Consider the following 20,409-nt stretch of genomic DNA (forward strand, 5'->3'; position numbering starts at 1 on the left):
CCGCACCTCTCTCCGGGCTCGGAGCGATGCCCCCCTTTGACGGGGTCTGGGCCTCCTGGGCACTCGTGGCGCCGGTCGCGTGCCCGGCGCCGCGTCAAGATATGCGGTGTGACATCGGTGAGCGGTCTGCGGGAGCTGAGGCTCGCCGTCGTCGAGGATCAGCCGCTCTACCGGCAGATGCTCGGCTCGCTGCTGCGCTCCGTCCCCGGCGTCCGGAGCGTCGTCGAGGCCTCGTCCGCCGCGGAGGCGCGCGAGCGGCTGCGTCCCGCCGAGCTCGACGTCGCGATCGTCGACATCGAGCTGGGCGACGGCGACGGCATCGAGCTCGGTCGCGAGCTGCGCTCCCGGGACCCCGACCTCGCGATCGTGCTGCTCTCGGCCGTCGACTCGATGCACCGCTTCCTCCGGCTCGGCCGCGCCGAGGTGCGCGGCTGGAGCTACCTCTCGAAGAGCTCGTCCCTCTCGTCCCCCGCGCTGATGACCGCGATCCGGGCGACCCTCGACGGCCGGACCGTGCTCGACCCCGCGCTGGTCGCCGCGCGCACCGCCCGCCGGAGCTCGCCCGTCGACGCCCTCAGCCGCCGCCAGTACGAGGTGCTCACCGCGCTCGCCTCCGGACTCACCAACGCGGCGATCGCGGGGCGGCTGGGCATCGCGGTCCGCTCGGTCGACAACCACGTGAACGCCCTCTACGCGGCGCTCGGTCTGCGCTCCGACGGGTCGCGGAACCCGCGCGTGGAGGCGACGCTGCTGTTCCTGGAGCACACCCGGTGACGCTCCCCGACCACTCCCGCCCGCGACGCGCGGACGACGCGGAGGACAACCGGATCCTGCGCGGGACCGTCGCGATCCTCGGCGGGGTGCTGGCCGTCCTCGCGGCGCTGCAGGCGGTCTTCGCGCTGGGCATGCTGTCGCAGACCGTCCGAGGGGTCGAGGGCGGCCCGGTCGTGGACGTCGTCGTGCGCGTGGTCGTGAACGTCGCGACGATCGGGCTCGCGGTCGCGCTCGTCACCCTGCTCCGCCCCGAGCGCCACCCCCGCGCCCGTCGGCTGCTGGTCACGGTCGGGATCGCGGTCGCCGTCGCGCTCACGCGGGTCGGGCTGCAGCTGATCGTCGGGGTCTACCTGCCGACCGCGCTCGACGCCCTCGTGGTCGAGCTGGTGGTGGGTGCGGTGGTTGTCGGCCTGATCGTCTCGTTCGGCTTCCTGCTCGTCGAGGCCACCCGCGGTGTGCGCGAGAAGGAGCGGGAGCGCGCCCGGGTGCTGCTGCAGGCCGTCGACGCCGTGCAGGCGCTCCAGCAGGAGGAGCTGCGGGTGCGCCGCGAGGTCGCACAGGGCCTGCACGGGCGGCTGCAGAACACGCTGGTGGTGCTGGCGGCTGAGCTGCGCGGGCTGGCCGAGGCGTCGTCCTCCGATGCCGCCGACGAGCGCCTGATCGGCATCGCGGCGCGGCTCGACGAGCTGCGCGAGCAGGAGGTCCGCGCGGTCAGCGGGGCGCTCTACCCGGTCGACATCGAGCACGGGCTGGTCGCCGCCGCCCGCGACCTGATCTCGCGACTGCCGCCGGAGATCGCGGTCGACCTCGCCGTCGACGACGACTACCCGGGGATCGAGGAGCACGGGGTCCCGCTCGAGCAGCGCGTGCTGCTGGTGCGCCTGATCGAGGAGGCGCTGACCAATGCGCTCAAGCACGGCGGGGCCCGCGCCGTGCGGCTGCACCTGGACGTCGCCCGCGGCGGGACGGAGCACGCGGTGGTCGTCGGTCTCGACGACGACGGCGGCGGCCTCGCTGCGGCGCCGGTGCTCTCGGGGCTGGAGCGGCTCTCGCGGCAGTTCGCGGTCTACGGCGGATCGATCGAGCTGGCCCCGTCGGCCGCGCTGGGCGGCGCGCGCCTGGCCGGTCGCCTGCCGCTGCGCCCGCCCGCGTGACACGGAGGAGGGGAGGCGGGACCTGCCCGTCTCCCCTCCGCCGTCACGCGCTCGCCGTCAGCTCTGCGGCGGTGTGTAGTACTGGAGGTCGTTGCCCTCGGAGTCCTTGAAGGGCAGGATGCGACCCCACTCGTGATCGCTGATCTCGCCCTCGATCGACGCGCCGCGGGCCTTCAGCCGCTCCAGCTCGTCCTCGATGCTGCCGTCGGGCTGGAACGAGACGACCGCTCCGCCGCTCTCGGAGACGGAGGCCGATTCGCGGGCGTTCAGCCCGATCATCAGTCCGCCCGCGTCGAGCTCCGACCAGTCGCTCGAGGTGCTCTTCACGTCGAGGCCGAGGGTGTCGCGGTAGAACGCGACCGCCCGCTCCATGTCCTCGACGGGCACCCATACCGTCGCCACTCCTGCTGCTGCCATGATCCGGTCTCCTTCGATCGTCGTTGCCGTCCTCCGACGCTAGGGCGGCGGCCGTGACGAGCGCGGGCGTCCTCACCGTTCGTCCAGCCGGCGACGCGGGAACCGACAGCGGACGACGCGGACATCCACAGCAACGGGGGCGGGGAAGGGGTTGCTTCCCAGGGGTCCTCGACCGCTCACTACGCTGGCGGGAGACCCCGGCGACGCCCGAGGGCCCGCCGCCCGCCGCTCGAAGGGAACCCTGTGACGACGCCCGCACCGACTCCGACCGATCGCCTCCGCGTCGTGGCCGCCACGCCGATCAGCGAGGAGCTGATCGCACGGGTGGTCGAGCTCGAGCCGCGGATCCACTTCGTGGCCGATCAGAGCCTGCTGCCGCCGATGCGGCACCCGGGCGATCACGGCGGCGACCCGGCCTTCGAGCGCACGGCGGAGCAGCAGGCCGCGTTCGAGGAGCTGGTCGACTCCGCCGAGGTGCTCTACGGGATCCCGGGCGAGGACCCGGCGGCGCTCGCGCGGACCGTCGCCGCGAACCCGGCGCTGCGCTGGGTGCAGACGATGCCCGCGGGCGGCGGCGCGCAGGTCAAGAAGGCGGGTCTCGACGAGGAGGCGCTCGCGCGGGTCGCGTTCTCCACCTCCGCGGGCGTGCACTCCGATCCGCTGGCCGAGTTCTCCCTCTTCGGGCTGCTCGCCGGCGCGAAGACGCTGCCGAAGCTGCAGGCACTGCAGGGCGCGCGCGAGTGGGGCTCGCGCTGGACGATGGGGCTGCTGTCGGAGCAGACCGTCCTGATCGTCGGGCTCGGCACCATCGGCCGCGCGACCGCGCAGAAGCTCGCAACGCTCGGTGCCCGGGTGATCGGCACCAGCCGGCACGCCGACGCCGTGGAGCACGTGGACGAGATCGTGCAGCCCTCCGCGATCGCCGAGGTGGCCGGGCGGATCGACGGGGTGGTCGTCACGCTGCCCGGCACGGAGCAGACCGAGAAGCTGGTCGGCGCGGACTTCTTCGCCGCGCTGCGCCCGGGAGCGACGCTGGTCAGCGTCGGCCGCGGCACCGTGATCGACGAGGACGCGCTGCTCGCGGCGCTCGAGGACGGCCGGGTCGGCTTCGCGGCCCTCGACGTGGTCGCGGAGGAGCCGCTCGCGCAGGACAGCCCGCTCTGGAGCCACCCGAGCGTGCTGCTCAGCCCGCACACCGCCGCGCTGAACGCGGCCGAGGACCGCCTCATCGCCGAGCTCTTCGCCCGCAACGCCACCCGCTTCCTCGACGGCGAGGAGCTGATCAACCGGGTCGACACGGTCGAGTTCTACTGAGGCCGGCTCCCGCGAAGCCCCGCGGGAGCCCTCCGAGCCCCCTCCACAGCCGCCGATCCGGGGCGAATGCCCGCTCAGACACCGGTTCTGCGCTCGCGCGTGCCTCCGACGGCCTACCGTTGCACTATGGCGTCCACCGATACACCCGAACCCGCCCCCCAGGCCGACGGCGCGACCGCGCCCGCCGCCGACAGCACCGCCCCGGCCGCGCCGGCAGACGAGACCGCCCCCTCGCTGGTCTTCTCGGACCTGGGTCTCAGCGACCCCGTCCTCAAGGCCCTCAAGGAGGTCGGCTACGAGACGCCCTCCGCGATCCAGGCGGCGACGATCCCCTCCCTCCTGTCCGGCCGCGACGTCCTCGGCGTCGCGCAGACCGGCACCGGCAAGACCGCGGCGTTCGCGCTGCCGATCCTCTCCCGCCTCGACGTCTCGCAGAAGACCCCTCAGGCGCTCGTCCTCGCGCCCACGCGCGAGCTCGCGCTGCAGGTCTGCGAGGCGTTCGAGCGCTACGCGTCCGGCCTGCGCGGCGTGCACGTCCTCCCCGTCTACGGCGGTCAGGGCTACGGCACCCAGCTGTCCGCGCTGCGTCGCGGCGTCCACGTCGTCGTCGGCACCCCCGGCCGCATCATGGACCACCTCGAGAAGGGCACGCTCGACCTCACGCACCTGAAGTACCTGGTGCTCGACGAGGCCGACGAGATGCTCAAGATGGGCTTCGCCGAGGACGTCGAGACGATCCTCGCCGACACTCCGGTCGAGAAGCAGATCGCCCTGTTCTCGGCGACCATGCCGTCGCAGATCCGCCGCATCTCGCAGAAGTACCTGAAGGACCCGGAGGAGATCACGGTCAAGGCCAAGACCACGACCTCCGCGAACACCACCCAGCGCTACCTGATGGTGTCGTACCCGCAGAAGGTCGATGCGCTGACCCGCATCCTCGAGGTCGAGAACTTCGAGGGCATGATCGTCTTCGTCCGCACCAAGAGCGAGACGGAGACCCTCGCCGAGAAGCTGCGCGCCCGCGGCTACACGGCCGCCGCGATCAGCGGCGACGTCGCCCAGGCCCAGCGCGAGCGCACCGTCGAGCAGCTGAAGTCGGGCAAGCTCGACATCCTCGTCGCGACCGACGTCGCGGCCCGCGGTCTCGACGTCGACCGGATCAGCCACGTCGTCAACTACGACATCCCGATCGACACCGAGTCGTACGTGCACCGCATCGGCCGCACAGGCCGGGCCGGTCGCAGCGGTGCTGCGATCAGCTTCGTGACCCCGCGCGAGCGCCGCCTGCTCTCCGCCATCGAGAAGGCGACCCGTCAGCCGCTGACCGAGATGCGCCTCCCGAGCGTCGAGGACGTCAACGTCACGCGCCTCTCCCGCTTCGACGACGCCATCACCACGGCGCTGGCCGACCGCGAGCGGCTCGACCGGTTCCGCGACATCATCGGCCACTACGTCGAGCACCACGACGTGGTCGAGTCGGACGTGGCCGCCGCGCTGGCGATCGTCGCCCAGGGCGACGAGCCGCTGCTGCTCTCGCCCGACGACCCCCGCTTCCGCCGCGAGGACAGCCGGGGCGACCGCCCCGAGCGCTCCGACCGGTCCTCGTACGACAACGACCGCGAGCGTCCCGAGCGCCGCCAGCGCTCGTCGAACAGCAACCTCGCGTCGTACCGGATCGAGGTGGGCCGCCGTCAGCGCGTCGAGCCCCGCCAGATCGTCGGCGCGCTCGCGAACGAGGGCGGCCTCAACCGCGGCGACTTCGGGCACATCGACATCCGCCCGGACTTCTCGATCGTGGAGCTGCCGGCCGACCTGCCCCAGGACGTGCTCGACCGCCTCGCCGGCACCCGCATCAGCGGCCAGCTGATCGAGCTCAAGCCCGACCGCCGCCCCAGCCGCGCCGGCGCCGACCGCGGCGGCCGTCCCTCGGGCCCGTCCCGCTCCACCGACCGCCCGGAGCGCAAGCCCCGCTACTGAGCCGTCCTCTCCCCTCCTCCGCGAGATGCCACTTGTGCACGCGACACGCCGTGAAAGGCGTGTACAAGTGGCATCTCGCGGAGGTGGTTAACCGGGGCGCAGAGCGCAGGCGTCAGAGGATGTCGGCGTCGGCCAGGGCCTCGGGGCGCAGCAGCTTCCGCGCACCGAGGATCTCAACGCCGATGAGGTGACCGGCGGCGTCGAAGTCGAGGATGATCTCGCCGAACCCGTGCGGGTCGGCGATGTCGCACACCTGCTCGACGGACTCGCCGGGTTCGGGCTCACGCCCGACGGGCAGGTAGGCGGCGTTCGCACTCGGGTCGTATCGGATCCTCATGACGCACCACCGTGCCCGCTCTTCCCGCGAGATGCCACTTGTGCACGCGTTCTGTGGCGTGTCGTGTACGCAAGTGGCATCTCGCGGAGAGGGAGGGGACGCGCGGGTCAGCGGCGGAGGACGCGGCGGGCCAGGACGTTGCCGAGCAGCTGGACCAGCTGGACGATGACGATGATGACGAGGACGGCCGCCCAGGTGACGACCGGCTCGAACTGGCGGTAGCCGTACTGGATCGCGAAGGTGCCGAGGCCGCCGGCGCCGATGTAGCCGGCGACCGCCGACATGTCGATGATCGCGACGAAGACGAAGGTGTAGCCGAGGATCAGCGGTCCGAGCGCCTCGGGCAGCAGGACCGTGCGCACGATCCGGAAGCGGCTCGCTCCGACCGAGCGCGCGGCCTCGATCACGCCGGGCTGCACGGTCAGCAGGTTCTGCTCGACGATGCGGCCGATGCCGAAGGCGGCGGCGAGCGAGAGCGAGAAGATGATCGCGTCGGTGCCGATGCCGGAGCCGACCACGAGGCGGGCCAGCGGCTGGGCGGCGGCGATGAAGATGATGAACGGGATCGGCCGGAAGATGTTGACGATCACGTTCAGCAGACCGAAGACGACCCGGTTGGCGTAGAGCGCCCCCGCGCGGGTGACGGCCAGGCCGAGCCCGATCAGCAGGCCGCCGAGACCGCCGAAGAGCAGGCTGAACGCCACGATGTAGAGGGTCTGCCCGGTCGCCTCGGCGAGCTTGGGCAGCAGCGGGACGAGCTCGTTCATCGGGGCACCTCCGTGAGGGCGACGCGGGCGCCGAGGCGGGCCAGCAGGGGGTCGATCACGTCGTCGGAGGAGTCGAGCGCGACGGTCAGGTGGCCGAAGGCGCGGCCGCGGACATCGGTGATGCCGCCGTAGACGAGCTCGAGCGGGACGCCGGCCTGCGCGATCTCGGCGAAGACCTCGCCCTGCGAGGCGGAGCCGTCGGAGAAGGACAGCGTGACGAGGCGGCCTGCGTGGCGCGCGCGCAGCACCGCCGCCTCCTCCCGCGAGGGCACCGTGCGCACGACCGTGGAGACGAAGCGGCGGGTGACCGGCTCCCGCGGGGCCGAGAACACGTCGAAGACGGGGCCGCGCTCGACGATGCGGCCCGCCTCCATCACGGCGACCTTCGTCGCGAGCTGCTGCACCACGTCCATCTCGTGCGTGATGACGACGATGGTGACGCCGAGCTCCTCGTTGATCCGGCGCAGGAGGGCGAGCACCTCGCCGGTGGTGTCCGGGTCGAGGGCGCTGGTGGCCTCGTCGGCGAGGAGGATGCGCGGCGAGGCGGCGAGGGCGCGGGCGATGCCGACGCGCTGCTTCTGGCCGCCGGAGAGCTGCTCCGGGTGGCTGCGGGCCTTGTCCGAGAGTCCGACGAAGCGGAGCATCTCGTCGACGCGGGCGCGCAGCTCGGTCCGCGGCGTGCCGGCGACCTGCAGCGGATAGGCGACGTTCTGCTCGACCGTCTTCGAGCCGAAGAGGTTGAACTGCTGGAAGATCATGCCGATTCTGAGCCGCAGCCGGCGGAGCTCGCGCTCGGGCAGCCCGACGATCTCGCGGCCGTCGATCTCGATGCTGCCGCCGGTGGCGGGCTCGAGCGCGTTGATCAGGCGCGCGAGCGTGCTCTTGCCGGCTCCGGAGTAGCCGATCACGCCGTAGACGTCGCCGGCCTCGATGTCGAGGCTGACGCCGTCCACGGCGGTCAGGGCGGTCGCGCCGCGCGCGAGCGGCGGGTAGACCTTGCTCACGTCGGCGAGGCGGATGAGCGGCACGGCGCTTCCTTCACTGCTGGGATCGGGCACTGCTGGGCCGCGGGATCGCGGCGGGGGCGGGGCGGGTCAGCCCTGGGCGGCGGTGTCGGCCTCGACGGTGGCGAGGGTCGACTGCAGCTCGGCGGCGGGGGTCGTCGCGAAGACGGCCGTGCCGCCCGACTGCTCGGACACTCCGTCGAGCACGTCCTGCGAGGTCTGGTAGACCTCGACGAGCTTCAGGTACGTCTCGTTCTCGGCGTCGTCGGCCCGGGCGGCGAACACGTTGACGTAGGGCACCGCGCTCGGGTCGCTCGGGTCGTCCTGGGCGATCGCGTCGGAGGCCTCGAGGCCCGCGCCCTCGATGTAGTCGTTGTTGATGATCGCCGCGGCGACGTCGGGGAGCGAGGTCGGGACGAGCGCCGCGTCGAGCGCGGTGACGGTCACCTTCGAGGCGCCGGTGTCGATGTCGTCGAGGTCGGAGAAGGCGCTGCCGCCGTCCTTCAGCTCGATCAGGCCGGCCGACTGGAGCACGAGGAGGGCGCGGGCCTGGTTGCTCGTGTCGTTCGGGACGGCGACGCTGTCGCCCTCGGGGATGTCCTCGACGCTGTCGTACTGCGTCGAGTAGAGGCCGAGCGGGTAGATCGCGGTCGCGCCGATCGGCACGAGGTCCGCGTCGGCGGAGGTGTTGTACTGCGCCAGGTAGACCAGGTGCTGGAACTGGTTGAGGTCGATCTCGCCCTCGGTCAGCGCGGGGTTGAGCTGGTTGTAGTCGGTGAAGTCGACGATCTCGACGTCGATGCCGGCGTCCTCCGCGGCCTGCTCGTAGGTCGCCCAGTAGGGGTCGCTCGCGCCGACCACGCCGATGCGGACGGTGTCGTCGCCCTCACCGCCGGCGGCCGAGCAGCCGGCGAGGAAGAGGGCGGAGGCGGTGATCGCGGTGGTCGCGAGGAGCGTGCGGCGCAGGGACATGCGGTGGATCCTTCCGTGGAGAGGATCCGGGCGGCGTCCACGCCGGGCGGTGCTGGTCACCGCCGGCGCTGCGACCGGCCTCCGGTCGCTCGACGCCGCGACTGCGCGGATCCCGGGGACCACCGTACGCAGGGCGACGCCGGGCGCGCGAAACGTGCCCGTAACACGGCGACTTCCGCGCGGGAGGGTGAGCTGGGGAGGAGGGTCAGCCCGCGAGGGCCTGGTCGCCCGACTCCGCCGCGAGGGCCTCGTGCTTGGCCAGGCGCGCGGCGATCGCGTCGCGCTCGGCCCGGAGCGAGGCGATGGTCGGCTGGTCCAGACGCGGGTCGGCCAGATCGGCGAACGGGCTCGAGGTGCCGGTGCGGGCCGAGACGAGCGCCGAGTAGGCCTTCGTCGCGGAGCGGAGCTCGGACGCGGCGCGCGCGACCTTGCTCGGCTTCGCCGACTTGTCGCCGACGAGGGCGGCGTGCTTGTCGAGGGCGGCTACCAGCGCGCGGTGGGCCGCGTCAATCTTCTTGCTCATCCCCGAAGTATGGCGCAGGATCGCCTCACGAGGCGAAACCCCCGGGGCGCCCGGCTGACCCCTCCCGCGAGATGCCTCTTGTGCACGGATCCCGCGGCGTGTCGTGCTCATGAGTGGCATCTCGCGGAGCGGGACGGGGCGCGCGGGCGTCAGAGGACCGGGGTGAGGGTCCAGCTGCCGTCGGTGCGGATCGCGACCACGCCGGGCAGGGTGGCGTCGACGACGCGGGCGAAGGCGGTGGTGTCGCCGAAGGTCTGCCGGGTGCCGGCGGTGCCGAGGACGCGGCCGGAGAGCGAGTCCTCGCTGCTCGCCGGGCCGTAGGCGACGTCGAGGCTGTCGACCTCGTCCGAGAAGGCGAGCACCGCGGATCCGCTGCCCGACTGCTCACCGGAGACCTCGGGCAGGTCGTTCCAGCTCCGCAGGGTGAGCGTCCAGTGGCCGGCGGCCTGCACGAGCAGTGACTGGTCGACGGCGTCGGTCGCGACGGTCTCGAGGAGCCACGCCGACTCGGTCCCCGCCGCGGCCTCGCCCACCGGGGTGCTGCGCCCGGGCGCCGACACGGTGACGCTCCCGGAGCAGGCCGAGCAGTCGAGCGCGACGACGACCGCGAAGTCGCCCTGCCGCTGGTAGGAGACGTCGACGGTCCCCGCGGCCGAGACGCTCGCCGAGGTGCCGTCCGCCACACCACCGGCACCGACCGCCGCCGGCCCGGACTCCGCCTCGACGCAGCCGCCCAGCAGCAGCGCGACGACCGCGACGGCCGCCGCAGAACTCCCTCGCCGGCGCATCGCCCCAGCCTGGCACTCCGTGCCCTGTCGAGGCCCTGCACTCTTCCGGAACCGTCGACACTCTGCTCGCACATCGTGCGAGAGAAGGAAGAGCGCGGAGTATCACTCGATTTCCCAGCAGCCTGCTGGGAAATCTCCTCCGCGGTGGCGGGCGCGGTGCCGCGCGGCGTCAGACCGGGCCGGTGCCGCGCTGGACGGGGGTGGACTCCGAGCGGTTCGCGGCGCTCGTCGAGACGGCGGCGAGGACGCGCTGGACCTCGAGGGCGTCGGCGAAGGTGGGGGTGGCGGGGGTGCCGGCCGCGATCGCCTCGACGAGGTCGACGACCTGGTGGGTGAAGAGGTGCTCGTAGCCGATGCCGTGGCCGGTGGGCCACCAGGCCGACATGTAGGGGTGCGCGGGCTCGGTGACCTGGATGGTGCGGAAGCCCTGGGCGTCCTCGGGGTCGCGGCCGTCGTAGTACTCGAGCTCGTTCATCCGCTCGAAGTCGAAGGCGATGCTGCCGGTCTCGCCGTTGATCTCGATCCGGTTGGCGTTCTTGCGGCCGGTGGCGACGCGGGTCGCCTCGAAGACGCCGAGGGCGCCGCCCGCGAAGGAGGCGGTGAAGGCGGCGGCGTCGTCGACGGTGACCGGTCCGCGCTCGGCGCCCTCCTCCGCGCGACCGCCGAGGCCCGACTGCGAGGAGAGCACGGGGCGCTCGGTGGTGAAGGTGCGCAGGACGGCCGAGACGGAGGTGATCGGCGTGCCGGTCAGCCACTGCGCGCTGTCGATGATGTGCGCGCCGATGTCGCCGAGCGCACCCGAGCCGGCCTTCGCGGCGTCCAGGCGCCAGGTCAGCGGGGCCTCGGAGTCGCTGAGCCAGTCCTGCAGGTACTGGGCCCGGACGTGGCGGATCGCGCCGAGCCGGCCCTCGTCGAGGAAGCGCTTGGCCAGCGCCAGTGCGGGGGTGCGGCGGTAGCTGAAGCCGCACATCGCGACGCGGCCCGACGCGGCGGCCGCGGCGACCATCCGCTCGGCCTCCTCGACGGAGTTGGCGAGCGGCTTCTCGCAGAGCACGTGCTTGCCGGCCTCGAGGGCGGCGATCGCGATCTCGGCGTGGGTGTCGCCGGGGGTGCAGACGTCGACGAGGTCGATGTCGTCGCGGGCGATCACCGCGCGCCAGTCCGTCGACGACTCGCCCCAGCCCAGGGTCTCGGCGCGCTCGGCGGTCCGCTGCGGGTCGGTGCCCACCAGCACGGCCAACTCGGGCCGCAGCGGCAGCGGGAAGAAGCGGGGGGCGGTGCGCCAGGCGTGCGAGTGGGTGCGGCCCATGAAGGCGGTCCCCACCATCGCGACGCGCAGGGCTCGGTCGTTCGACATCGTCGTCCTTTCGTCGGCGGGTCGACCCTCCCACGCCCGCGCTCGACTTGGCCAGCTCTTTCTGCTGGGCGGGAAGCCGGCCCGAGCGGGTGCGCCGGCCCGGAGGTCACGATCGGGTCGCGGCCCGACGGCGATTCATAGGCTCGGAGAGCGCTCCATCACGAGACGTCGTGTCCCGAAACCGCCGGAGAAACGCCGCCAGATGTCGCGTAAACCCGCGGATCCCCGGGCTGGCGCGGATGACGGAAGCGTTTCGACGCGCTGGACGAGTGCCCGGATCTCCTTCGAAACGACTCAGAACTTTTGGTTGACCCGCGACTTAAGTCGCTGTAGCTTCGTCCGCATGGTCACCGCAGACCCCGGCAGCATCGCCGCTCAGCCTCTTTCCCGCACTCAGGACACCGCGACAGAACTGCTTCTGCAGATGCGCGGCATCGTCAAGATCTTCCCCGGAGCACGAGCCCTCGACGGCGTCGACCTCGACGTCCGCCCGGGCGAGGTGCACTGCCTCCTCGGCCAGAACGGGGCCGGCAAGTCGACGCTCATCAAGACGCTCGCCGGCGCCCACCAGCCCACCGAGGGCGAGATCCTCGTGGACGGGAAGGTCGTCACGATCCCGTCGCCGACGGCCGCCCTCGCGCTCGGGATCGCCACGATGTACCAGGAGCTGGACGTCGTCGACGGCCTCTCGGTCGCCGAGAACATCTACCTCGGCCACGAGCTCTCCCGCGGCGGCTTCACCGCCCGCTCCAAGGCCGCGAAGATCACCCGCGAGCTGATGCAGCGCCTCGGCCACCCCGAGATCGCCCCGCACCGCGAGGTCGGCAGCCTCTCCGCCGCCGGCAAGCAGATCGTGCAGATGGCGCGGGCCCTCTCGCACGACGCGCGGGTCATCATCATGGACGAGCCGTCCGCGGTGCTCGACTCGGAGGAGGTGGAGAACCTCTTCCACGTGATCCGCCAGCTCACCGCCGACGGCGTCGCCATCGTCTACATCTCGCACCGGCTGGAGGAGATCCGCGCCATCGGCGATCGGATCACCGTCATCAAGGACGGCGCGACGGTCGCGAAGAACCTCGCCGTCGCCGACACCCCGACCGCGAAGCTGATCACGCTGATGACCGGCCGCGCCGTGGAGTACGTCTTCCCGGACCGTCCCGAGGTGGCGACCGAGGCCGAGACGCTGCTGAAGGTCGAGAACCTGGGGCTGCGCGGCTCGTTCGCCGACGTCTCCCTCGAGATCCGCGCCGGCGAGGTCGTCGGCCTCGCGGGGCTGGTCGGCTCCGGCCGCTCGGAGATCCTGGAGACCATCTACGGGGCGCGCCGCGCCAGCACCGGCACCGTCAGCGTGGCGGGCACGCGCCTGCGGGCCGGCTCGGTCACCGCGGCGGTCGACGCCGGCATCGGCCTCTGCCCGGAGGAGCGCAAGAGCCAGGGCCTGCTCCTGGACGAGCCGGTCTACCGCAACATCACCCTCTCGACCTTCGACCGCTTCGCCAAGCGCGGCTTCCTCGACGAGCGCTCCGAGCGCGCGGCGGCGGCCGAGCAGGCGGTCGCGCTCGACCTCCGCCCGCACGGCGTCGACCGCGACGCCCGCACCCTCTCCGGCGGCAACCAGCAGAAGGCGCTCCTCGCCCGCTGGCTGGTGCGCGGCTGCCGGGTGCTGCTGCTCGACGAGCCGACCCGCGGGGTCGACGTCGGAGCGCGCGCCGAGATCTACACCCTGATCCGGGACCTCGCGACCAACGGCGCCGCCGTCCTCGTGGTCTCCAGCGAGATCGGCGAGGTCCTCGGGCTCTCGGACCGAGTGCTCGTGATCTCCGACGGCGCCGTGGTCCACGAGGGCCCCGCCGATTCGATCGACGAGCACCGCGTGCTCGATCTCGTCATGGAAGGAAGTGCAGCGTGAGCGGACAGCTCGACACCGCGTCACCGTCGATCGGCGGTCCGCAGGAGGACGCCGGCCGTCACGCCTCGGCCGCGACGGGAGGGCCGAGCGGCGGGACGCCGAAGGACGCCCGCTCCGGGCTCCGCGGGATCATGGGCGGCTCGCTCGGCCGGAACGTCGGTCTGGTGCTCGCGCTGGTCATCCTCTGCATCGTCGGGTTCGCCACCGCGGGGGAGCGCTTCGCCAGCGTCGACAACGTGCTGACGATCCTCCGCCTGGCCGCCGTGATCGGCGTGCTGAGCATCGGCATGACCTTCGTCATCACCTCGGGCGGCATCGACCTCTCGGTCGGCTCGGTGATGGGGCTCGCGACGGTCTGGGCGAGCACCGTGTCGACGCAGTACTACGCGGCGAACACCTCCTGGCTGGTGATCGTGCTCACCGCGGTGCTCGTGGGCCTCGTCTGCGGTCTGATCAACGGGGCGCTGATCGCCTACGGCCGGGTCGTCGCGTTCATGGCGACGCTCGCGATGCTCGTCGCGGCCCGCGGCTTCGCCGAGCTGATCTCGAACCGGCAGACGCAGATCGTCACGGTCACCCCGTTCCTCGACTTCTTCCGCGCCGACGTGCTCGGCATCCCCGTCCTCGTGCTGATCTTCGTGGTCGTCGCGGTGGCCGGCTGGATCCTGCTCAACCGCACCACCTTCGGCCGCCGCACCATCGCGGTCGGCGGCAACCCGGAGGCGGCCCGCCTCGCCGGCATCAAGGTCCGCCGGCACACCATGTACGTCTACGGCCTCGCCGGGCTCACCGCCGGCATCGCCGCGGTGATGATGCTCGCCCGCACCACGGCCGGTACCTCGACCCACGGCCAGCTGTACGAGCTCGACGCCATCGCGGCGGTCGTGGTCGGCGGCACGCTGCTCGCCGGAGGCCGCGGCACCATCGTCGGCACCGTGTTCGGCGTCCTGATCTTCACGACCCTCACCAACGTCTTCACGCAGAACAACATGTCGACCTCGGCCCAGGCCGTCGCGAAGGGCGCGATCATCGTCGCCGCCGTCCTGCTGCAGCAGCGCTTCGCCGCCCGCGGCAAGTCCTGACCCGAGGGGCCGAGAGGCCCCGACCTCTTCCCGGGGCACGCGCCCCCTTTCCCAGCACCGACAGCATCCACCTCGACCACCTCGGTCACCCTCCGCAGGCACCGCTGTGCCCTGCGGCCCCTCATGGATCCATCGAAGGAGATCACTTCCATGTCCGTTCGCCACCCCTCCGGCTCCCGCCTGGACCGCACGACCCGACTGGGCCGCACCGCTCGCCTGGGCACCGCCGGCTTCGCCTTCGGCGCCGTCGCGCTGATGCTCACCGGCTGCATCTCCAACGCCCCCGTCGAGACCGGGAACGCCGGCGGCGGCGGCAGCGCCGCCGCGGTCGCCGCCTCGGACAACGACGCCTCGGGCGACAACGTGGTGATCGGCTTCACCGCCCCCGCCGCCGACCACGGCTGGATGGGCGCGGTCAGCCGTGCCGCGCTCGCCGAGGCGGAGAAGTACGACGACGTCGAGCTCCGCACCGCGGAGGGCACCAACGACGTCAACCTGCAGATCAGCCAGGTCGAGACCTTCATCAACGACGGCGTCGACGCGATCGTGCTGCTGCCGATCGACGGCGCCGCGCTGACCGAGGTCGCGACCCAGGCGATGGAGGCGGGCATCACCGTCATCAACGTCGACCGCGAGTTCTCCAGCCCCTTCGCCGCCCGCTCCACGGTGCTCGGCGACAACTACGGCATGGGCGTCAGCGCCGGCACCTACCTCTGCGAGCAGCTCGGCGACAACCCGGACGCGGTCGTGGCGGAGATCGCCGGCATCGACTCCCTCCCGCTGACGCAGGACCGCAGCCAGGGCTTCGCCGACGCGCTCGAGGGCTGCGGACTCGACGTGGACAACCGCGTCGCCGCCGACTTCACCGTGCAGGGCGGCGAGCAGGCCGCGGCCAACCTCCTCCAGGCCGCGCCCCGGATCGACGCGATCTGGAACCACGACGACGACCAGGGCGTCGGCGTCCTCGCGGCGATCGACAGCGCCGGTCGCGACGAGTTCATCCTCGTCGGCGGCGCCGGCTCGGCGAACATGATGCGCGCGATCGAGGCCGACGACTCCGTCGTCAAGGCCACGGTCGTCTACCCCTCGACCCAGGCCGCGGACGGCATCAAGCTCGCCCGCCTCGTCGAGCAGAACAAGTCGATGAGCGACACCACCTCGCTCGGCGTCCCGCGCCAGATCCAGCTCTTCGCGCCGGTCGTCACCAAGGACAACGTCGCCGAGTACCTGCCCTCGGCCTTCGAGTCCTGAGCCACTGATCTGCCGGCGCGGGGGAGACCCTGCGCCGGCCCGGACCAGCCGGAACCGCTCCCGTATCAAAGGAGCGACCGGCGCCACGACAGCATCCCGCGAGAGGAGGCGACGACGAAGACATCGGCCCACGGGCCGACCAGAGGAGACCGGGTCCGCACGTCGTGCGGACAGAGACGGACCCGGCCTCTGCGATGAACACCTCGTTGAAGGAATCACATCACGCATGAATGGTAAGCGATCCACGAAGAGAAGCATCAGGTCTCTCTTCGCCCTCGGCATCGCCGGGATGGTGACGGTCTCCGGACTCACCGCCCTCGGCCTGCCCGCCTCGGCCCACGACGGAGTGGACCACGGCTCGGAGCCGGGTGCGGAGTCCGCGCTCGACTGGAGCAACTACGAGAAGGTGCTGCTGACGAAGAACGTCGGCGAACCGATCGACCTCGCCGTCCTCCCGGACAAGTCGGTCCTGCACACGGCACGGAACGGCGAGATCCGCCACACCGATCCGCAGACCGGCACCACGCGCGTCGTGGCCACGATCCCCGTCTACCAGAACTCGGAGGACGGACTCCAGGGTGTCGGCGTCGACCCCGACTTCGCCGAGAACCAGTGGGTCTACCTGGTCTACGCGCCCCAGAGCGGCACGCCGACCGGCGCGGCTCCGAACATGCTCCCCGCGGGCGAGGACGAGAGCTACTGGGACCAGTGGAAGGGCGTCAACCGCCTCTCCCGGTTCAAGTGGACCGGCTCCGGACTCGACCTGGCGAGCGAGCAGAAGATCATCGAGGTCGAGGCGCAGCGCGGGCAGTGCTGCCACGTGGGCGCCGACTTCGACTGGGACGCCGACGGCAACCTGTACCTCTCGACCGGCGACAACACGCCGGCGAGCGCTCCGGGGGCCGCGGGCTTCGCGCCGAACAACGACGCACCCGGCATGAACCCCGGCTTCGACTCGCGTCGCGGCGCCGGCAACACGAACGACCTCCGCGGCAAGATCCTCCGGATCACGGTCCAGGAGGACGGCTCGTACACGATCCCCGAGGGCAACCTCTTCCCGGTGGGCACCGAGAAGACCCGTCCCGAGATCTTCGTGATGGGCGTGCGCAACCCGTTCAAGATCGACGTCGACGCCGAGACGAACACCCTCTCCTGGGGCGACTACGGTCCCGACGCGACGAAGGCCGCTGCGGCCGACGGCGTGCGCGGCCCGATGGGTCTCGTGGAGTGGAACGCGACCGGTCTCGACCAGCCGCAGAACTCCGGCTGGCCCTACGTCCACGGCCCGAACCTGCCGTACAACGAGTGGAACTTCGAGACGGCGACGCCCCGCGGCTTCTTCGACCCACAGAACCTCAAGAACAACTCGCGGTGGAACACCGGCCTCGTCGACATCCCGGCGGCCACGCCGGCGACCGTCTACTACGGCGACAACCCCGGCGACCAGCCGTACGACGAGCTCGTGAACTTCGGGACGAGCTCCGGCCAGGGCCCGATGGGCGGACCGGTCTACCACTTCGACGAGGAGAACCCCTCGACGTCGAAGTTCCCGGCGTACTGGAACGAGAAGACCTTCTTCGGCGAGTTCTCGCAGGACTACATCGCGGCGTTCACGCTCGATGAGGACCGCGCGGTCACGCACATCGAGGACTTCCTGCCCAACACGGCGCTGAGCTCGCGCAACCAGCCGATCCACGACAACCCCATGGACATGGAGTTCGGCCCCGACGGGTCGATGTACGTGCTCGAGTACGGCGACGGCTTCTTCCGCGCCAACCCCGACGCCGGCCTGTACCGGATCGACTACGCCGAGGGCAACAAGGCCCCGCAGGCGCGCTTCACCGCGACGCCGCTGTCCGCCTCCGAGACGCCGCTCGAGGTGACGTTCGACGCCAAGGGATCCTCCGACCCCGAGGGCGACGCGCTCACCTACGACTGGGACTTCGACGGCAACGGGACCTTCGACGCCTCGGGCGTCACCGTGAAGAACACCTACACCGAGCTCGGCCAGTTCACGGCCCGCCTGCGCGTCACCGACGCCAAGGGCAAGTTCAGCCTCACCTCCCGGGTGATCTCGGTGGGCAACCAGGCGCCGCAGATCGAGATCACGACGCCCGGCAACGGCTCGTTCTTCGAGTGGGGCGACGCGATCCCCTACCGGGTGACCGGTCGTGACGCGGAGGACGGCGACCAGATCGTCGGCAGCCGCGTGGGCTGGACCTACGGTCTCGGCCACGACGAGCACGCCCACCCCGAGGTCACCGGCACCGGTGCCACGGGAGCGTTCCCGACGTCGAAGGACTCGCCCGAGCACGGCCCCGGCGCGCTGCTCTACGGCACCGTCGTCGTGACCTACACGGACGCCGGCTACAACGGACTGCCGCCGGCCGCGGCCGAGGCGACGCTGCGGCTGAACCCGAAGACGCAGGAGGCGGAGCACGCCGCCCGCGAGGGCGTCCTGCCCTACGCGGACACCGCGGCGAGCGGCGGCAACGCGGTCAGCGGACTCGGTGCGGGATCCTTCCTGCGCTGGGACCCGGTGAACCTCGCGAACCTGACCGGCGTCGTGGTCCGCGCCACCGGTGAGGGCACCGTCGACCTCCGCTGGAACGCCGCCGACGCGGCGCCCTTCGGAACGGCGATCATCCCCGCCGGCGCCGGCTGGCAGGACGTCCTCGTGCCGTTCTCCGGTCAGCCCACCGGTACCGGCTCGCTCTACGTGACCTCGCCCTCCGGTCTGTCGCTCGACTCCCTCACCTTCCAGGGTGCGGGTGCCGGTGACACGACGGCGCCGACCGTCAGCGCGACCCTCGACCCCGCAGCGCCCACCGGCGTCGGCGGCGTCTACAACCGCGCGGTGAACCTCAACCTGGCGGCGACCGACAACGGCGCGCTCGCCAGCGTGCAGTACTCGGTCGACAACGGGGCGACGTGGACCACGGTCCGCGCCGCGAACGGCGCCTACTCGGTGCCCTTCACCACGAACGGCGCCCGCACGGTGCAGTACCGCGCCACCGACACCGGCGGCAACGTCTCGGCGGTCGGCTCGGTCTCGTTCACCATCGACCTCGCCGCGGGGAACGCGCCGACCGTCGACTCGACCACGACCGTGGCGCTCACCGCGCCCCGCGTGACCTTCGGCGCTCCCGGATCGGCGACGGTCACCGTCTCCGGTCAGGGCGGCACCCCCGGCGGCGAGGTCGTCCTCTACGAGGGCGACACCGAGATCGGCCGCAGCGCCCTCGAGGGCGGGAAGGCGACCATCGCCCTGCCGCAGACCCTCGGGGCCGGGACGCACACCTTCCGCGCGGCGTACGGAGCGGACGGGACTTATCTGGCCTCGGCCGGCACCGCCCGCCTGATCGTGTCGAAGGCCGACTCCGTGCTCACCGCGACCGTCTCGCCGAACCCGGTCAAGCCGGGCGCCAGCGCGCAGGTCTCGGTCGACGCGACGACGTCGACCGGAGTCGCCGGGACCGGCCAGGTCACCGTGATGGTGAAGAGGAACCTCTCCACCGTCGCGATGCTCACCGGCACCCTCGACGAGAACGGGAAGGTCGTCGTGACCCTGCCGAAGCTCGCGGCGGGCAGCTACAAGCTGACCGTCACCCACACCGCCACGGCGAACACCAACGCCGCGTCGACGCTGCTGAACCTCACCGTCCAGCAGTAGCCGCGGCAGGACCGGCCGGCTCGCGCCGAGAGCACGGGCCGGCCGGTCCTCCCCCCTGATCCATCTGCATGTTCCGTTTCGAAGGAGAGACAATGCACCACCACCACGGATCCATCTCGGCCAAGCCGATGAGCCGACGCGCGCTGATGACGGCGCTCGCCGCCTCGACGGTCGCCGTCGGAGTCGGGGCCGGGGCCCTCGCGTCCCCCGCCCTCGCGGCTCCCGCGCCCTCGTCCGGCGCCAACCGCCTCGTCCCGATCAACCGGATCGGGATCCAGCTCTACAGCGTCCGCGACAAGGTCTCGTCGATCGGCTTCCGCGCCGTCTTCGAGGAGCTGGGCCGCATCGGCTACAGCGAGATCGAGTTCGCCGGCTACACCCAGGGCAACGTCGGCGCGATCACCCCCCAGGAGATCCGCCAGCTGCTCGACGACAACGGCCTGCGGGCCGTCGGCTCGCACGTCGGCACCAACCTGCTCCGCTCGGAGCTGGGGAAGCAGATCGAGATCGCGCAGATCCTCGGCACCCCGCACCTCGGCACCGGCAACGCGCCGACCAACGTCAACACCGTCGCGGGCTACCGCGCGGCCGCCGACGAGTGGAACGCCTGGGGCCAGCAGGTCTCGGCCGCCGGCATGAAGCTCTACCAGCACAACCACGCGGGCGAGTTCGCCTTCGGCTCGGACGACCCGACGACGCGCCTGTACGACGTGTTCTACGACAACACGGACCCGAAGCACGTCTACCTCGAGATGGACGTCTACTGGGCCTACGTGGGCAAGAAGCTCTACCCGGGCTTCGAGCCGCTCGACTACATCAAGCGCAACCCGCGCCGCTACCCGATCCTGCACCTCAAGGACGGCAAGACGAACAACGCCAACACCAACGGCTACGACATCATCGAGTTCGGCGCGGGCAACCTGCCGTACCAGGCGTTCCTGTCGGAGCTGCGCGACCGCGGCCAGCGCTACGGAGTCTGGGAGCAGGACACCGCGCCCACCCAGGCCGTCGCGCCCAACCCGGTGAACTCGCTCGGCAACGCCGCGCGCAGCTACGACGCCATCGAGGCGCTCCGTGGCTGAGTCCTCGCGCCGCGTCGGCGCCTTCCTT

Annotated in this window: 17 protein-coding genes; 9 read left to right on the forward strand and 8 right to left on the reverse strand. The window is 71.8% G+C overall.

The annotated features are described in order from the left end of the window. Positions 1 to 108: 108 nt before the first annotated feature. Positions 109 to 774 carry a response regulator transcription factor gene (locus tag GTU73_RS03070; RefSeq protein WP_244231750.1) on the forward strand — a complete coding sequence of 222 codons (666 nt, stop codon included), beginning with the start codon at positions 109 to 111 and terminating at the stop codon, positions 772 to 774. Further along, on the forward strand, positions 771 to 1,928 hold the full coding sequence (locus tag GTU73_RS03075; protein WP_160086884.1) for a hypothetical protein: 1,158 nt from the start codon (positions 771 to 773) through the stop codon (positions 1,926 to 1,928). Before GTU73_RS03070 ends, GTU73_RS03075 begins: the two co-directional genes overlap by 4 nt. 57 nt (positions 1,929 to 1,985) lie before the next feature. Here GTU73_RS03075 and GTU73_RS03080 read toward each other — a convergent pair whose 3' ends face one another. Then, the gene (locus tag GTU73_RS03080) at positions 1,986 to 2,345 is read right to left on the reverse strand and encodes a VOC family protein (RefSeq protein WP_160086886.1); all 360 of its coding nucleotides are present in this window, start codon (positions 2,343 to 2,345) and stop codon (positions 1,986 to 1,988) included. Between the two features lie 243 nt (positions 2,346 to 2,588). Between GTU73_RS03080 and GTU73_RS03085 the strand changes: the two genes are divergently transcribed. Then, positions 2,589 to 3,659 carry a D-2-hydroxyacid dehydrogenase gene (locus GTU73_RS03085; RefSeq protein ID WP_208543731.1) on the forward strand — a complete coding sequence of 357 codons (1,071 nt, stop codon included), beginning with the start codon at positions 2,589 to 2,591 and terminating at the stop codon, positions 3,657 to 3,659. 126 nt (positions 3,660 to 3,785) lie between these two features. Beyond that, the gene (locus GTU73_RS03090) at positions 3,786 to 5,636 is read left to right on the forward strand and encodes a DEAD/DEAH box helicase (protein ID WP_123444609.1); all 1,851 of its coding nucleotides are present in this window, start codon (positions 3,786 to 3,788) and stop codon (positions 5,634 to 5,636) included. Between the two features lie 112 nt (positions 5,637 to 5,748). On the opposite strand, the gene GTU73_RS03095 is transcribed toward GTU73_RS03090, so the two are convergent. The 7 genes from GTU73_RS03095 to GTU73_RS03125 form a co-directional block, all read right to left on the reverse strand. Beyond that, a complete protein-coding gene (locus GTU73_RS03095; RefSeq protein ID WP_160086888.1) occupies positions 5,749 to 5,973 on the reverse strand; it encodes a DUF2283 domain-containing protein in 225 nt (74 codons plus the stop codon). A gap of 107 nt (positions 5,974 to 6,080) precedes the next feature. Beyond that, entirely contained in the window at positions 6,081 to 6,740 is a 660-nt protein-coding gene (locus GTU73_RS03100; protein ID WP_160086890.1) for a methionine ABC transporter permease, read from the reverse strand. Beyond that, on the reverse strand, positions 6,737 to 7,768 hold the full coding sequence (locus GTU73_RS03105; protein WP_160086892.1) for a methionine ABC transporter ATP-binding protein: 1,032 nt from the start codon (positions 7,766 to 7,768) through the stop codon (positions 6,737 to 6,739). Before GTU73_RS03105 ends, GTU73_RS03100 begins: the two co-directional genes overlap by 4 nt. A 66-nt stretch (positions 7,769 to 7,834) precedes the next feature. Next, positions 7,835 to 8,716, reverse strand: coding sequence for a MetQ/NlpA family ABC transporter substrate-binding protein (locus GTU73_RS03110; RefSeq protein ID WP_160086894.1), 882 nt, complete (start codon positions 8,714 to 8,716; stop codon positions 7,835 to 7,837). 205 nt (positions 8,717 to 8,921) lie between these two features. Then, on the reverse strand, positions 8,922 to 9,239 hold the full coding sequence (locus tag GTU73_RS03115; RefSeq protein WP_123705708.1) for a hypothetical protein: 318 nt from the start codon (positions 9,237 to 9,239) through the stop codon (positions 8,922 to 8,924). A gap of 149 nt (positions 9,240 to 9,388) precedes the next feature. Then, positions 9,389 to 10,027, reverse strand: coding sequence for a hypothetical protein (locus GTU73_RS03120; protein ID WP_160086896.1), 639 nt, complete (start codon positions 10,025 to 10,027; stop codon positions 9,389 to 9,391). A 169-nt stretch (positions 10,028 to 10,196) separates the two neighbouring features. Beyond that, a complete protein-coding gene (locus tag GTU73_RS03125) occupies positions 10,197 to 11,384 on the reverse strand; it encodes a Gfo/Idh/MocA family oxidoreductase (RefSeq protein ID WP_160086898.1) in 1,188 nt (395 codons plus the stop codon). A 424-nt stretch (positions 11,385 to 11,808) separates the two neighbouring features. Between GTU73_RS03125 and GTU73_RS03130 the strand changes: the two genes are divergently transcribed. From GTU73_RS03130 to GTU73_RS03150, 5 genes are all read left to right on the forward strand, one after another. Then, complete coding sequence (locus GTU73_RS03130) at positions 11,809 to 13,293, forward strand: sugar ABC transporter ATP-binding protein (RefSeq protein ID WP_160091193.1); 1,485 nt, start codon at positions 11,809 to 11,811, stop codon at positions 13,291 to 13,293. A 131-nt stretch (positions 13,294 to 13,424) separates the two neighbouring features. Then, complete coding sequence (locus GTU73_RS03135; protein WP_160091194.1) at positions 13,425 to 14,375, forward strand: ABC transporter permease; 951 nt, start codon at positions 13,425 to 13,427, stop codon at positions 14,373 to 14,375. Positions 14,376 to 14,630: 255 nt separating this feature from the next. Further along, on the forward strand, positions 14,631 to 15,626 hold the full coding sequence (locus tag GTU73_RS03140) for a substrate-binding domain-containing protein (RefSeq protein ID WP_208543773.1): 996 nt from the start codon (positions 14,631 to 14,633) through the stop codon (positions 15,624 to 15,626). A 226-nt stretch (positions 15,627 to 15,852) separates the two neighbouring features. Next, positions 15,853 to 19,299, forward strand: coding sequence for a PQQ-dependent sugar dehydrogenase (locus GTU73_RS03145; protein ID WP_160086902.1), 3,447 nt, complete (start codon positions 15,853 to 15,855; stop codon positions 19,297 to 19,299). Positions 19,300 to 19,391: 92 nt separating this feature from the next. After that, positions 19,392 to 20,381, forward strand: coding sequence for a sugar phosphate isomerase/epimerase (locus GTU73_RS03150; RefSeq protein ID WP_244231751.1), 990 nt, complete (start codon positions 19,392 to 19,394; stop codon positions 20,379 to 20,381). Positions 20,382 to 20,409: the final 28 nt, after the last annotated feature.

This window comes from Rathayibacter sp. VKM Ac-2804, assembly GCF_009866655.1.
Classification (GTDB): domain Bacteria; phylum Actinomycetota; class Actinomycetes; order Actinomycetales; family Microbacteriaceae; genus Rathayibacter.